The organism is Pseudomonas sp. C1C7 (assembly GCF_013359595.1).
In the GTDB taxonomy this organism is placed as follows: domain Bacteria; phylum Pseudomonadota; class Gammaproteobacteria; order Pseudomonadales; family Pseudomonadaceae; genus Aquipseudomonas.
In genome coordinates, this window is record NZ_JABFMP010000018.1 from 99,104 (window position 1) to 112,771 (window position 13,668).

General features: G+C 59.9%; 12 protein-coding genes. 10 read left to right on the forward strand and 2 right to left on the reverse strand.

Features of this window, described 5'->3' with window-relative positions; all coding sequences use genetic code 11:
• Positions 1-5 precede the first annotated feature (5 nt).
• Genes HNO86_RS16570 through HNO86_RS16600 form a run of 7 tightly spaced genes read left to right on the forward strand, consistent with a single transcriptional unit; the run spans position 6 to position 9,015 of the window.
• On the forward strand, positions 6-2,231 hold the full coding sequence (locus HNO86_RS16570; RefSeq protein WP_175378014.1) for a polysaccharide biosynthesis tyrosine autokinase: 2,226 nt from the start codon (positions 6-8) through the stop codon (positions 2,229-2,231).
• 41 nt (positions 2,232-2,272) lie between these two features.
• Positions 2,273-3,355, forward strand: coding sequence for a glycosyltransferase (locus HNO86_RS16575; RefSeq protein WP_175378015.1), 1,083 nt, complete (start codon positions 2,273-2,275; stop codon positions 3,353-3,355).
• A gap of 14 nt (positions 3,356-3,369) precedes the next feature.
• Complete coding sequence (locus HNO86_RS16580) at positions 3,370-4,482, forward strand: polysaccharide pyruvyl transferase family protein (RefSeq protein ID WP_175378016.1); 1,113 nt, start codon at positions 3,370-3,372, stop codon at positions 4,480-4,482.
• Complete coding sequence (locus tag HNO86_RS16585; RefSeq protein ID WP_175378017.1) at positions 4,479-5,708, forward strand: phosphoribosylaminoimidazole carboxylase; 1,230 nt, start codon at positions 4,479-4,481, stop codon at positions 5,706-5,708. The genes HNO86_RS16580 and HNO86_RS16585 overlap by 4 nt, the downstream gene beginning before the upstream one ends.
• Positions 5,699-6,811, forward strand: a complete 1,113-nt coding sequence (locus HNO86_RS16590) for a hypothetical protein (RefSeq protein WP_175378018.1) — start codon at positions 5,699-5,701, stop codon at positions 6,809-6,811. The genes HNO86_RS16585 and HNO86_RS16590 overlap by 10 nt, the downstream gene beginning before the upstream one ends.
• Positions 6,812-6,825: 14 nt before the next feature.
• On the forward strand, positions 6,826-7,866 hold the full coding sequence (locus tag HNO86_RS16595; protein WP_175378019.1) for an acyltransferase family protein: 1,041 nt from the start codon (positions 6,826-6,828) through the stop codon (positions 7,864-7,866).
• Between the two features lie 3 nt (positions 7,867-7,869).
• Positions 7,870-9,015, forward strand: coding sequence for an SGNH/GDSL hydrolase family protein (locus HNO86_RS16600; protein WP_175378020.1), 1,146 nt, complete (start codon positions 7,870-7,872; stop codon positions 9,013-9,015).
• A 250-nt stretch (positions 9,016-9,265) separates the two neighbouring features.
• On the opposite strand, the gene HNO86_RS16605 is transcribed toward HNO86_RS16600, so the two are convergent.
• A complete protein-coding gene (locus HNO86_RS16605) occupies positions 9,266-9,682 on the reverse strand; it encodes a mannose-1-phosphate guanylyltransferase (protein WP_175378021.1) in 417 nt (138 codons plus the stop codon).
• A gap of 48 nt (positions 9,683-9,730) precedes the next feature.
• The gene (galU, locus tag HNO86_RS16610) at positions 9,731-10,564 is read right to left on the reverse strand and encodes a UTP--glucose-1-phosphate uridylyltransferase GalU (protein ID WP_175378022.1); all 834 of its coding nucleotides are present in this window, start codon (positions 10,562-10,564) and stop codon (positions 9,731-9,733) included.
• A 388-nt stretch (positions 10,565-10,952) separates the two neighbouring features.
• Between galU and galE the strand changes: the two genes are divergently transcribed.
• From galE to HNO86_RS16625, 3 genes are all read left to right on the forward strand, one after another.
• Positions 10,953-11,969, forward strand: coding sequence for a UDP-glucose 4-epimerase GalE (gene galE / locus HNO86_RS16615; RefSeq protein WP_175378023.1), 1,017 nt, complete (start codon positions 10,953-10,955; stop codon positions 11,967-11,969).
• A gap of 251 nt (positions 11,970-12,220) precedes the next feature.
• Complete coding sequence (locus HNO86_RS16620; RefSeq protein ID WP_175378024.1) at positions 12,221-12,457, forward strand: hypothetical protein; 237 nt, start codon at positions 12,221-12,223, stop codon at positions 12,455-12,457.
• Positions 12,458-12,599: 142 nt separating this feature from the next.
• Entirely contained in the window at positions 12,600-13,661 is a 1,062-nt protein-coding gene (locus HNO86_RS16625) for a polysaccharide biosynthesis/export family protein (RefSeq protein WP_175378025.1), read from the forward strand.
• Positions 13,662-13,668: the final 7 nt, after the last annotated feature.

Sequence of the window (13,668 nt, forward strand, 5' to 3'; positions counted from 1 at the left end):
GACTTATGCAGTTACCGTCAGTCATCAGCACCCGCGATAACGAGCAAGACAATATTGATCTTCTCGGTATATTCGGCACTTTAATCGATCAGAAATGGTTGATCGGCGCATTCACCGGCGCATTCATGGCGGCCGGTGTCGCCTATGCGATTCTGTCGACGCCGGTGTACCTGGCGAATGCGCTGGTTCAGGTCGAACCGAAGAAGAACGACATGCTCGGTTTTTCCGACCTCAACAGCATGCTCGGCGGGCAATCGCCGTCGGTGACCGAGATCGGCATCATCAAGTCCCGCGCGGTGATCGGCCGAACCGTCGATGACCTGCACCTGGACATCGACGTTACTCCCAACACCTTTCCGGTAATTGGCGGGTTTCTCGCGCGGCGTTTCCGCGGCGAGACACCCGAAAGTGTTGCGGCGCCGCGTTTTGGCTTGAACAGCTATGCGTGGGGCGGTGAGCGGCTGGACATTGCGCGACTCAATCTGCCCAACGAACTGCTGGGCAAGAAGCTCACACTGGTCGCCGGCGAGCAGCAGCGTTTCCAGCTGTTCGATGACAGCGACAACCTGCTGGCCGAAGGTGTTGTCGGCACGGCTTTTGTCCAGGACGGCGTGGAAGGTCTGGTGACCCACCTGCAGGCCAATCCCGGCACTCGCTTCGAGGTGGTGCGCAGTGCAAGGATCGTGACCATCCAGAACTATCAGGATGGCCTGGATATTTCCGAGCAGGGCAAGGAGTCCGGCATCATTCGCCTGGCCCTGGCCAGCACCGACGCGGCCGAAGCCGTGCGGATCCTCAATAAAGTCTCGTCGTTGTACGTGGAGCAGAACGTGCAGCGCACCTCCGCCGAAGCGGCGCAGAGCCTGGACTTCCTGCAAGGCCAGCTGCCGCAGGTCAAGCGGGATCTGGCCAAGGCCAGCGAAGCGCTGAACGGCTACCAGACCCGCGGCAAGACCGTGAACATTTCCCTCGAAACCCAATCGGTGTTGGAGCAGATCGTCAGCCTGGACACGCGGATTTCCGAGCTGAAAATGCAGCAGGCCGAGCTGGATCGCAAATTCACCAAGCAGCATCCGGCGTATCGCGCGCTGATGACCCAGATCGGTGAATTGACCCAGCAACAGAAGGCGCTGGAGAGCAAATCCCAGAACCTGCCTTCGACCCAGCAGGAACTGTTGAACCTGACCCGCGACGTGGAAGTGGCCTCGCAGATCTACACCCAATTGCTGAACAAATCCCAGGAACTGGACATCGTCCGGGCAGGGGCAGTGGGCAATGCGCGGTTGATCGACACCGCGGATGTCGACCTGACCAACCCGGTCAAACCGCGCAAGGCGCTGATCGTGCTGATCGCCACCTTCCTCGGCGCGTTTGTCGGCGTAGCGCTGGTGCTGCTGCGCAAATCCCTGAGCCGCGGCCTGGAAGGGCCGGAAGCCATCGAGCAACTGGGCTTGCCGGTGTACGCCTCGATTCCCTACAGCGCGCTGCAACAGGAAGAAGACAGCAAGAAGCTCCGCGCGAAAAAGGAGGCCGACCAGGCCTATCTGCTGGCGCTGCGTAACCCCACGGACCTGTCCATCGAGTCGATCCGAAGCCTGCGCACCTGCCTGCACTTCGCGGCGCTGGATTCGACCAACAACCGCATCATGATTTCGGGCCCCAGCCCTCAGGTCGGCAAGACCTTCGTCTCCTCCAACCTCGCCGCCGTCATGGCGCAGAGCGGGCAGCGCGTGGTGCTGATCGACGCCGACATGCGCAAGGGCCATCTGCACAAGACCCTGAACACGCCGATCGCCAATGGCCTGTCGGACCTGCTGGTCAAGCGTTGCACCATCGACCAGGCGATCAACACCGTCGAAGTCGAGAACCTGCATTTCATCAGCCGTGGACAGGTCCCGCCCAACCCATCGGAGCTGTTGATGCACGCCAACTTCCGCGAGCTGATGGCCGAACTCAGCGAGCGCTACGACGTGGTGATCATCGACACGCCGCCACTGTTGGCGGTGACCGATGCGGCGATTGTCGGCCGTGAAGCGGCGATCAGCCTGATCGTCACGCGCTTTGCCGTGAACCCCGCCAAAGAGATCGAGTTGACCATTCGCCGCTTTGCCCAGAACGGCATCGAGTTGAAGGGTGCCGTGTTCAACGGCGTCGAGAAACGGGCCGCCAGTTACTACGGCAACGGTGGTTACGGTTATTACAACTACGAATACGCGTCGGACAAATCCTGAGTGTCAGCGACTGTTTTTACATGCATGGAAGTGGGTGGGCTGTGAAAAAAATATTGCACGTAGCCGAAACGATCAAGGGTGGTGTCGCCACGGTTATCCGCACGATTTCCGCGCCGCCGGAAGGCGATACCTCCAACTATGAGCTGATCTACCTGATCCCGTTCGATCAGCGCAAAGAGTTGCACGGTATCGACGAACAACAGATCAGGACCTTCGACAGGACCCGCCGCGATGTGCTGTCGCTGCTGCGTTTTGCCTGGCAACTGACCCGGGTGATCCTCAAGGAAAAACCCCAGGTCGTGCATCTGCACAGCACCTTTTCCGGGGTGATCGGGCGCTGCGTGTGCCTGGTCCTGCGGCCGTGGCGCTCGCCGAAAATCGTCTACTGCCCCCACGCCTTTTCATTCCTGATGGAAAGCTCGCCGGCCAAGCAGAAGGTCTATTCGCTGATCGAACGGGCGTTGCAGAAGGTCACCGACGTGATCATTTGCGTCAGCCAGTACGAGATGGACAAGGCCGCCGCGTTCGGCATCGATCGTCACCGCATGAAGCTGATCTACAACGGCATTCATCACCGGGACGATCCGCAGAAGGACGATGAGCAGAAGCCGATTCACCTGCTGTTTGTCGGTCGTCTCGACTACCAGAAAGGTTTCGATGTGCTGCTCAAGGCGTACGCCAAGGTGCAACGCAGCGACATGAAACTGACGGTGGTGGGCAGTGCGGTCAACGAGGAATCCGTCGAACGGCCCGAGATGGACTCGGTGGAATACCTGCCCTGGGTCACACCGACCGAGGTCAATGCGCTTTATCAAAAGGCCGATGCGCTGATCGTGCCCAGTCGCTGGGAAGGTTTCGCCATGGTGCCGCTGGAAGGCATGGCCATGGGGCTGCCGGTGATCGCCAGCGATTGCACCTCGTTGCCCGAACTGGTCAGCCACGGGGTGACGGGCTACGTGTTCCCGACCGGCGATCACCAGGCCCTGGCCGATGTGCTGGTGGACATCCAGAAGCCGCGTCTGCAGGACCTTGGCGCCGAAGGCCGCAAGACCGTGCGCGAGCGCTTCAGTGCCGCGTTGATGATCCGGCAAACCTATGACGTGTATTCCGCTCAAACTTATTAAGTAGACATCAGCTCATGAACGTAACGATTTTGCACGGCTACAGCGCGTCCAACTCCGGCGACGGCCTGCTCGTGGATCTGGCGATTGCCCTGGTGCAACGCAACTTTGGCGAAGACACCACGATCAACGTCGTGGCCTCCGATCCCGAGTCTTTCAGCTATCTGCCCCACAAGCGTTACGACGCACCGGTGATGGCGGCCAAGGGGCTGGGGCGGGTCAAGCAGGCGGTGTTCCTCAACCAGTCCTACGCCGGGCTCGCGGATCTGCTCAAGACCACCGACCTGATCGTTGGCGTCGGCGGCGGCTACATGCGTTCCAAAAGCGCCTTCGAGCACATCAAATTGAAACTGGGACACGCCAAGCAGCTGGAAACCGCGATCCTGAGCAAGGTGCCGTCGGTTTACCTGCCGCAAAGCATCGGCCCGTTCCACGGTGAGAGCAGCAAGATCGTCGAGCATTACGCCAGCGCCGACGCGGTGTTCGTGCGCGATAACCGCTCCTCGGCGATGTTCGATGCCTGTGAAAACGTCTACCGCGCGCCCGATCTGGCGGTGCAGTCGCTGGCCAGCAAAATCCTCATGCAACCCAAGTTCACCCGCTGCGCATCGTCGCCGGCGGTGGTGTGCGTGGTGCTGCGCAAGCCGCCGCAGTGGAGCAAAGAGAAGAAGGTCGCCTACGTGGCCAATCTGAAGGTGCTGCTGCAGCGCCTGAAGAACAAGAGCAAGGTGATTTGCGCGGTGCAGAGCGCCGTGCGTGGCAACGATGACGGCGCGTTTTATCGCGAGCTGGGCATTACCGAGGAACTGCTGTCGTTGAAGGCGACCATCGCCAAACATCAGCCGGACCTGGTCATTTCCGTGCGCCTGCACGGCGCCATCGAATCCTTGTTGTCGGGCGTGCCGGCGTACCACATCAGCTATGAGCGCAAGGGCTTTGGCGCCTATCAGGACATGGGCGTGGAAGACTGGGTGATCAATGGCGGCGATATCGATGTCGACACCATCATCAACACGGTCTACGCGCCGAACGCCTTGGCCAGTTTCGGCAAACGCCTGACCGACACCTGCCGCGAGATCGAAGCCAAGTCGGTGATGATGGACGACATCATCAAGGGAATCGTTCGATGATATTCCGGCTGTTGCTCCGGGGCGGGGCCCTGGGTGCGAAGTTTCTGCTGGTGTTGGCCATCACCCATTACCTGGGCTACGACGCCCTGGGTTTTTACGGCGTGGTGGTGGCCGCGTCGCTGATCGCTTCGAAGTTCTATAGTGTTGGTTTCAGTTCCGAAATCAACCGCCTGATCAGCGTCGGCCTGAGTTCGCGGCGGGTCGTCAACAAGGTGCTGCTGCTGTACCTGGCCGTAGGGCTGGTGCTTTCGGTAGCGACGGTGGCGATCTATTCGCTGTTCCAGGACGTGCAGGCCAGTACCGCGCTGATTCTCTGCGTGACGCTGGTGCTGCTCACCGAGCACCTGTCGTTCGAGATCAACTCCTTCGTGTTCTCCGCGCAGAAAGCCACCTGGGGCGCGATGCTGTTTTTCATCAAGACCGGCCTCTGGGCGTTGCTGGCGGTGGGCGGGATGATGCTCGGTCGGGTGTCGGCGATCGACACGGTGCTGTGGCTGTGGGTCGCGGCCAACGTCGTGGTGATGGTGATGGGTTATCTGATCGTGGCGAAGCTGCATGAGGGCCGGGTCAAGGGTGAACTGGGGGCGACGTCGGTGTGGAAGGCCGGCTTGCCGTTCTATCTGGGCACCGGCCTGATTGCGTTGAGTCAGTACGTCGAGCGCTTCCTCATCATCGACATCGAGCCTTACGCCAGCCTGGGTAAATACGTGTATGCCTGGTCGGCGGCCAACACTTTGCAGGCGTTGTCCTATGCGGTGGTGGCGGTGGTGGGCATTCCGGTGCTGTCCAAGCGTTTTCAGCGCGACCAGCAGGCGTTCACGGTCCGCGAACTGTTCGTCAATCAGTGGGTCATGCGTTCGCTGATGGTGTCCGCGGCGGTGGCGGTGCTGATCTATCTGTTCTTCAACGTGGTGCTGGATTACGTCGCCGCGACGGTGCCGCGTCCGGATAACGCGATCCTCGGCGTGCTGATTGTTTCCTTCGCCCTGCGGGCCATCGGCGACATCGTCTGGGGTGGTTTGATCGCCTCGAAAAACAGCCGGGTGTCGGTGGCCAGTGCAGCCATCTGCCTGCTGGTATCGACGCCGGTCAGCTATCTGCTGATCAAGCACCATTCGATTTATGGCGCGGCCTGGGGCAACGTTTTTGCGATCATCGTGCAGCTCGGCGTGATCGCCGTGCTGACCCGTGCGCCGCGAGGAAAAGGTGCCTTGGCATGGGATTGAAATTGCCCTGCATCGAGTTTCGCGGGCAGAAACTCGATTCGTCGCTGTCGTTCCTGATCCTGTTCAGCGGCCTGTTCCTGTCGGTGGCCATGCCGCTGCTGATCTCCCGGGACCCGGGACCGGACGCCATGACGTTGTGGTCGTCCTATGCCCGGGCTGACAACTGCAACTTCTGGAATCCCTTCTCGCCGGATCGATCGTCCTACGAGTGTTCGGCATTTCTCCTGCGGCCCACCGGGATCAATCTGACCAATGCCTGGGCCTACGGCATGTTCTGCAATTTCCTGCTGACGACGATTCCGGTCTTCATCTTCCGGCGCATGCCGCTGACGATATTTTTTACCCTGTGCCTGTGGGGCGTGGTCCGTTCGTTCTTCCTGGAAAACCTGACCAAGGAAATCATCGTGTCGGTGGCGGTGCTGTCGATCCTGCTGACTTCCTATTCCAGGCAATACCGTGTCGGGTTCTTCGTCTCCGCGCTGATCTATGGCGTGCTGATTCGGCCTTACTGGATTCTGTTTTCCATGGCCTGGGTCGGGGTTTGCGTGATGAAGAAGTACGTTTCGCGCACGACCTTTTTCCTGATGCTGTTCCTGTTCTACCTGGCCATCGCCACGGCGATTCAGCTGGCACTCGGTTACTCGGTGTCGTCGATTCGCGCCAGCAACAACGAGTTGCGCACGGCGGGGGAGGAGGGCTCGAAGTCGTTGATCGTGTCCTGGATCAGCGGTGGTGACTTCGTTTCCCAGGCGATCGACTCGATGGTGATCTTCTTCCGCCTGTCGTTCCCGGTGGAGCTGATCATGCTGTCCGGTCCCGGCCAGGTGATCTTCGTGTCGTTGATGATCATGACCGCCTTGCTGCTGTTCAAGGTGATCACCTCGTCCGAGTACAAGGGCGTGCCGATCCAGACCAAGGCCAAGGAGCTGATCGCGATTCCGTTGTCCTTCCTGCTGGTTCAAGGGTTGTTCGAGCCGGACTTCGGTTCCTTCGCCCGGCACTTTTCCATGGTGGTGCCGGTGCTGTTCGTCGGGCTTGGGCTGATGCTGCGAGCGCGAAAACCGGTGTTGGTTGAATCGAGAGTTCCGAACCTGGAAACATGAGTTGAGGCTACGTTATGTCGAGCAATAAAAAGTCACTGGAGATCGAAACCCTGCGCGGCCTGGCGTGCCTGCTGCTGGTGCTCTATCACGTGATCGGCCCGCTGGGCGGCGGCTTGAAAATCGACCTGGGTTCGCCGTTCCGGGTGATCGCCGATTCCATGGTGTACGTGCGCATGCCGCTGTTCACCTTCATTTCGGGCTACATCTATTCCATCTACAAAATCAGGGGCAATCACTTCCCGAGCTTTTTTGCCGGTAAGGTCCGGCGGCTGCTGGTTCCGCTGCTTTGCGTGGGTGTGCCGTTTTCCGTGTTGCAGGCGGTCGGCCCCGGTGTGAACAAGGATGTCGGTGTGATGGAGGCGCTGCTGTCGTTCTACGTGCCGATCAATCACTTCTGGTTCCTGCAGGCGGTGTTCATCATCTTCATGTTCGTCGGCCTGCTGGAGTGGCGTGGATTGCTGCGTGGGATGACGCGGCTGTATCTGTTGTTTGCCTTTGCTGCGGTGCTGTTTCTGCTGCCGCCGTTCACGGTGGATGCGTTCGGTATCAATGGCGCGTTGTACCTGCTGCCGTTTTTCGTGGCCGGGATGATTGGCCAGGAAAAAGTTGTCGTGTTGAAGCAATCGTTCAAGGTGGTGGGGCCGTTGGTGTTCGCCCTGATTGCGCTGGTGCTGTTGTACGTGGCGGCGGTGGATCGCGAGTTGATCGTCGATCGCCGCAGCCTGATTGGCCTGACGGTGGGTTGCGTGTCCTGCATTGCGCTGCTGTCGAGTGACGTGCGCTCGAAGTGGTTGACCTGGCTGGGCGGCTATTCCTACGCAATCTTCCTGTTCCATGTGCTGTTCGCCGCCACGTCGCGGTTCGTGCTGGGGCGTCTGGGCGTGAAGGATGAGAGCGTGCTGGTGTTTGGCGGGCTGATGTGTGGCTTGCTGGGGCCGGTGGTGCTGTCGATGGTGTTCAGTCGGTTCAACTTCACTTCCGTGCTGTTTCTGGGCGAGCGCGCTGCGAACAAAAAGCCTCGGGAAACCGTGGTTGCCGTGCCGCAGGTTCGCTGATTCATGTTGACAGTCGATGGTGCGCAACCGGTTGCGGCTTCAGTGGTCGAGGTGGGTGATGCTCGTGAGCGCTTTGCCCAGTGGCGCGAGGGCAAGGCGGGGAAGGTGCTGGCCATCTCGGTGATCGGGGACAGCTACAGCGCGGGACAGGATTTTTATCTGAACCGGTTGGTCCAGCGGCTGGCGGGTGAGGCGGGTTTCGCCGGGCCTGGGTATGTGGGTTTCAACCATGGTGCGGCGCTGGGTGGTTCGCACTTCAAGTACACGCGTAGTAGCGAAAAGTACTTTGGTGGTGATTGGCAGGTGTCGGGGCTGGGGCAGGCGAGTCCTGACAGCCGGACTGTGACGGGGCGGCCGGGTGCATGGCTGGAGGTGGATGCCGGTTCGGGCAAGGGCATCGATACGGCCGTGTCTGCTGCGAAGTTGCTGTATCTGGGAGATGGGACTGCCAGTGAGGTGCGTTATCGCTGGTCGCCGTCGCAGCCTTGGCAGTCGTTCACGCTCGGCGGCAGCGGGGTTCAGGAAGTGCAGTTGCCTGGCTTGTCAGCATCACGGGATTGGGCGTTCAGGCTGGAAGTGGTGAAGGGGACGCCGACGCTGTTTGGTCTGTGGTTGAGCAATGACCAGGGTGGCGTTCGGGTGTCCAAGCTGGCGGCGTCCGGGGCGGCGTCGGCTGATTTCTATCACAACGATGGTCGCTGGCAGGCGCAGTGGAAAGCGGTGGTCTCGAAGATTCCCGCGGATGTTTACCTGATCATGCTTGGTGGTAATGACCAGGGGTTTGGGGTCAAGCCCGAGCAGTATCTGCAGAACATCCAGGGGCTGGTGCGGATGGTGCGCGAGATTCAGCCGGCGGCGAGCATCAACCTGATCCTGCGCCAGGACACCACCCGTTCCAGCGCCTACCCGATGTCGGCCTACGCGCAAGTCCTGCAGCCCTGGGCCCGCGCCGAGCATCTGGGATACGCCAACCTGCAATGCGCCTTCGGCACCGACCCCAAACGCTACGCCCGCAGCGGCCCAACCCCCATGATCGGCCCCGACAACATCCACCCGATCCCGGAGACGGGAGGGCGGGTGATTGCTGATTATCTGTATCGGATGATCACCAGCGGTTCATCGCAGGAAGGCTGCGGCCCTGCGTTGTAGGCGGGCGCATCACAAAAACTGTGGGAGCGGGCTTGCTCGCGAAGGCGGTGTGTCTGGCTCCATCGATGCTGGATGTGCGGGCCTCTTCGCGGGCAAGCCCGCTCCCACAGGGGATCTGCTGTGGATGCAGGATTTGGGTATCACCGCGATCGAAACTGTGGGAGCGGGCTTGCTCGCGAAGGCGGTGTGTCTGGCTCCATCGATGCTGGATGTGCGGGCCTCTTCGCGGGCAAGCCTCGCTCCTGCAGGGTTACCGGGTTGTGGCTTCGAATTGCTCCAACTGACTCAACAGCTGCGCCGTCCTCACCGGCATCGACTGCATGTCGCACCGTGTTTCCACATTGATGATGATCGCCGGTTCGTTGCAGCACAGGCGGACCCGGAATCGCCAATCGCTGAAGATCACTTTCAACCCGTCGCGGTCGCAGATTTCCAGTGCCTGTTCGCCGTAGATCCTTTTCAGGTGGGCGAGCAGGGGATAGGGATCGGGTGTCGCCCGGCGGATGTCGCCGGAAGAGGGGAATACGCCGATCCGTTCCACCAGCAGGTGAGTGCCCAGCCAGGGTTCGTTGGCGCTGGGCAGCGGCTGGTGCTGTGAGAGCCAGCTCATCACCCCGAGGTTGCCCACCTCCAGTTCAATGTCTGCCGAATGTTGTGCAATGTTCATAGTGGCCTGCCTGAATGAAGAGTGGGCGTGGATGCAATCCCGGGTCGCTTAGCGGCCCTTGAGGTACAGGTTCTCGTAGCAGAAGTTGGTCGCTTCGAGGTAACCCTCGGCGCCGCCGCAGTCGAAGCGCAGGCCCTTGAACTTGTAGGCCAGCACGCAACCGTTCTGCGCCTGCTTCATCAGGGCGTCGGTGATCTGGATTTCCCCGCCCTTGCCCGGCTGGGTGTCGGTGATCAGATCAAAAATGTCCGGCGTCAGGATGTAACGGCCGATGATCGCCAGGTTGGACGGCGCATCCTGCGGGCTTGGTTTTTCCACCATGCTGTTGACCCGGTAGATGCCCTCGGAGATCTGCTCGCCGGCGATCACCCCGTACTTGTGCGTCTGGTCCCGCGGCACTTCCTGAATGGCCACGATCGAGCAGCGGAATTTCTTGTAGAGCTGGATCATTTGCGCCAGTACACCATCACCTTCCAGGTTCAGGCACAGGTCATCGGCCAGCACCACGGCGAACGGTTCATCACCGATCAGCGGGCGGCCGCTGAGGATCGCGTGGCCCAGTCCCTTCATTTCGATCTGGCGGGTGTAGGAGAAGGTGCAGGTGTCGATCAGCTCGCGGGTGCCGGCGAGGAACTTCTCCTTCTCGGTTCCGCGGATCTGGTGCTCAAGCTCGTAGCTGATGTCGAAATGGTCTTCCAGCGCACGCTTGCCCCGTCCGGTGACGATCGCCATGTGCTCCAGGCCCGCGTCCCGTGCTTCTTCGACGGCGTACTCGATGAGCGGCTTGTTGACGATCGGCAGCATTTCCTTGGGCATGGCTTTGGTTGCCGGCAGGAAACGAGTGCCATAGCCGGCAGCGGGGAACAAACATTTACGAATCATAAAAATATCCTGGGGGTGTCACGGCACACAGCCAAGTGTGCGCAATAACGAGTGATTGCAAGTTTCAATGATTATTGAAGGCTTACTTTAATACCCGACGCGGCTAGTTGATGGCAAATGGCAATGCAGGAGAAACAGGGTAATGTTATGAGATGTCGGTTTGATAGTTGTTAGTTATTTTTAGTCGGTATCTGTTGATAGTGGTGTTTGCGTTCGAGTGCTAATAAGTAACCGGCAATACAGTTTGGCCTGCAAAAATAATTATTGCCAGTCGTTGAACTAAATTTGTTTTCGGTTGTTGCCGCCCTTGTTTGTGAGGCCTGGTTCGCACATTCAATAAAGGGGGCTTGACACACTACTTGGCACTTTCCCCACTATGGACCGCGCTATGAAGATTCTGGTAACCGGTGGCACCGGCTATATCGGTTCGCATACCACACTTGCATTGCTTGAAGCAGGTTATGAAGTCGTTGTACTGGATAATCTTTGCAATAGTTCCGACGCCGCGCTGCATGCCGTGGAAGCCATTTGTGGCAGAAGTGCGTTGATGATTCACGGCGATGTTTGCGACAGGGCGCTGCTGGACCGGATTTTCCAGGAGCACGCCATCGATGCGGTGCTGCACTTTGCCGGGCTCAAGGCGGTCGGCGAGAGCGTGCGCAAGCCGCTGGAGTATTACGAAACCAACGTGGGCGGCAGCATCACGCTGTGCCAGGCGATGGCCGCTGCCGGTGTGTTCCGCCTGGTGTTCAGTTCCTCGGCCACGGTGTACGGCGAGCCCGACAAGATGCCGATCCGCGAGGACTTCCCCACCGGCATCCCGACCAACCCCTACGGCCAGTCCAAGCTGATCGTCGAAAACGTGCTGCGTGACCTGTCCCGGTCCGAGCCGCGCTGGAGCATCGCGCTGCTGCGCTACTTCAACCCGATCGGCGCCCACGACAGCGGCCGGATGGGCGAAGACCCCAATGGCATTCCCAACAACCTGGTGCCCTATATCAGCCAGGTCGCGGTCGGCAGTCTGCAGGAATTGTCGATTTTCGGCGACGACTACCCCACGGTCGACGGCACCGGCGTGCGCGATTACATCCACGTGGTGGACCTGGCGGACGGCCACCTCAAGGCCTTGCAGTCCATCAGCGGGCGCACCGGCATCCACACCTGGAACCTCGGCACCGGCGATGGCTACAGCGTGATGCAGGTGCTGCGGGCCTTCGAACAGGCGTGCGGGCGGCCGGTGCCTTATCGGGTGATGCCGCGCCGCTCGGGCGATATCGCCGAGAGCTGGGCCGACCCGTCCAAGGCAGCCGAAGAGCTGGGCTGGAAAGCCACGCGCAACTTGCAGCAAATGATGACCGACACCTGGCGCTGGCAATCGAACAACCCGCGGGGCTATCTCGGTTGATGTCAATTTAATGACCGTTAACCGTCATTTCGATGAAATGTTATTTCCGGTCAGGATGTTAGATATCGTCGGGAAAATAGACTGGAATTGCCACTTGCAAGTCCGTAGATATAAACCTCGCCATTCGACATTTATCAGTCGCGTAAAACTGTGAATGAACAATGGCCCTGTTCGCAATGTTTGCGACTTGGTCTCTCACCTCCAACGGACTTCCGGGTAGTTGTGCGGTTGAATGTTGGAAAGGAGTTGATATGAAGAAAGTGATGGCAATTGCCCTGTTGTCGATGTTGAGCAACTGGGCATCCGCGGTGGAGGCGCCGTTAACGGCTGCCACTAATGTATTGGGCAATGTGGCGGCGTCTCAAGCCACGGCGGCCAGTACTGCAATGGTGGCAAGTGCGATAGCGGCGTCCAACAGTGGTGGCAGTGCCAACGGCGGTACAACCGGTACCACAGGTACTACGGGTACAACCGGCACGCACAACTAAGCAGAAACCGCACGTGTAGTACAAGGTCGCCCGACGCAAGTCGGGTGACTTTGTTTTTAGAGTTGCCCTTGAATAGCGTAGTGCCATTATGAATCGCAGTGTTTATCTTTTGACGTTGGCAAGTTTCGCTTTACAAGGTTGCATGTTTTCCCCCGGTCAGTACCTGAGCACCAGCGATATCACGCGTCAGGGCGCCAGCGAAAGCAGCCGCGTGGAGCTCATCCCGATCACCCCCAAGCTGATTTCCATGGACCGCGCCACGTTCAAGCGTGAGACGGTGCCGGCGGAACTGTTGACCGATCCTGTCGAGTACCGTATCGGTCGCAACGATGTGCTGTACATCACGGTGTGGGACCACCCGGAGCTGACGGCCCCGTCCGGTGCGCAACAGCAGATCGACGCCAACGGCCGCCTGGTGCGTTCCGACGGCACGCTGTTCTACCCGTACATCAAGGAAGTCCAGGCCGCGGGCAGAACCATCCAGCAATTGCGCGCGGACATCGAGCAACGGCTGTCGGCCTTCATTGCCGAGCCGCAGGTGGATGTCGCGGTGCTGCGTTTCGCCAGCCAGAAAGTCGTGGTCTCCGGCGCGGTCGAGAAGGCCGGTCCGCAGGCGATTTCCACCAACCCGCTGAGCGTGGTCGAAGCCCTCGGTTCCGCCGGGATCGATACCAACAATGCCGACTTGTCCGGCCTGCTGCTGACGCGCAACGGGCGGGTGTACAAGCTCGACCTGGACGGGCTCAACCAGCAGGATTCCGAGTTGCAGAACGTCTACCTCAAGGGTGGCGATCAGCTGTACCTGCCGTACAACGACAACAAGCGCATTTATGTCATGGGCGAGGTCAACCAGCCGCGCGCGCTGAGCTTCAAGACTGCCACCATGAACCTGTCCGACGTGCTGGGCTCGGTGGGCGGCTTGAGCCAAACCACCTCCAACGGCAACGCGGTGTACGTCATCCGCGGTGTGGAAAACCTCGACGTGGAGCCGGCCAAGGTCTTCCAGCTGGAAGCCGAGTCGCCGACCGCCATGGCCCTGGCCACACACTTTCAGGTTCGTCCCCAGGACGTGGTTTACGTCGGCCCTGCCAACGTGACGCGCTGGAACCGCTTCGTCAGCCAGTTGGTGCCATCGGCGTCGATCGTCGGCACCGGCGCATCGGCCGCCAAGAACGCAAGTGAAGTCAGCAGCAACAGTAAATAAGGCCGGG

Coding starts and splice junctions, on each gene's coding strand:
- HNO86_RS16570 (WP_175378014.1), top strand. CDS start 6: ATGCAGTTACCGTCAGTCATCAGCACCCGCGATAACGAGCAAGACAAT.
- HNO86_RS16580 (WP_175378016.1), top strand. CDS start 3,370: ATGAACGTAACGATTTTGCACGGCTACAGCGCGTCCAACTCCGGCGAC.
- HNO86_RS16585 (WP_175378017.1), top strand. CDS start 4,479: ATGATATTCCGGCTGTTGCTCCGGGGCGGGGCCCTGGGTGCGAAGTTT.
- HNO86_RS16590 (WP_175378018.1), top strand. CDS start 5,699: ATGGGATTGAAATTGCCCTGCATCGAGTTTCGCGGGCAGAAACTCGAT.
- HNO86_RS16595 (WP_175378019.1), top strand. CDS start 6,826: ATGTCGAGCAATAAAAAGTCACTGGAGATCGAAACCCTGCGCGGCCTG.
- HNO86_RS16600 (WP_175378020.1), top strand. CDS start 7,870: ATGTTGACAGTCGATGGTGCGCAACCGGTTGCGGCTTCAGTGGTCGAG.
- HNO86_RS16605 (WP_175378021.1), bottom strand. CDS start 9,682: ATGAACATTGCACAACATTCGGCAGACATTGAACTGGAGGTGGGCAAC.
- galU (WP_175378022.1), bottom strand. CDS start 10,564: ATGATTCGTAAATGTTTGTTCCCCGCTGCCGGCTATGGCACTCGTTTC.
- galE (WP_175378023.1), top strand. CDS start 10,953: ATGAAGATTCTGGTAACCGGTGGCACCGGCTATATCGGTTCGCATACC.
- HNO86_RS16620 (WP_175378024.1), top strand. CDS start 12,221: ATGAAGAAAGTGATGGCAATTGCCCTGTTGTCGATGTTGAGCAACTGG.
- HNO86_RS16625 (WP_175378025.1), top strand. CDS start 12,600: ATGTTTTCCCCCGGTCAGTACCTGAGCACCAGCGATATCACGCGTCAG.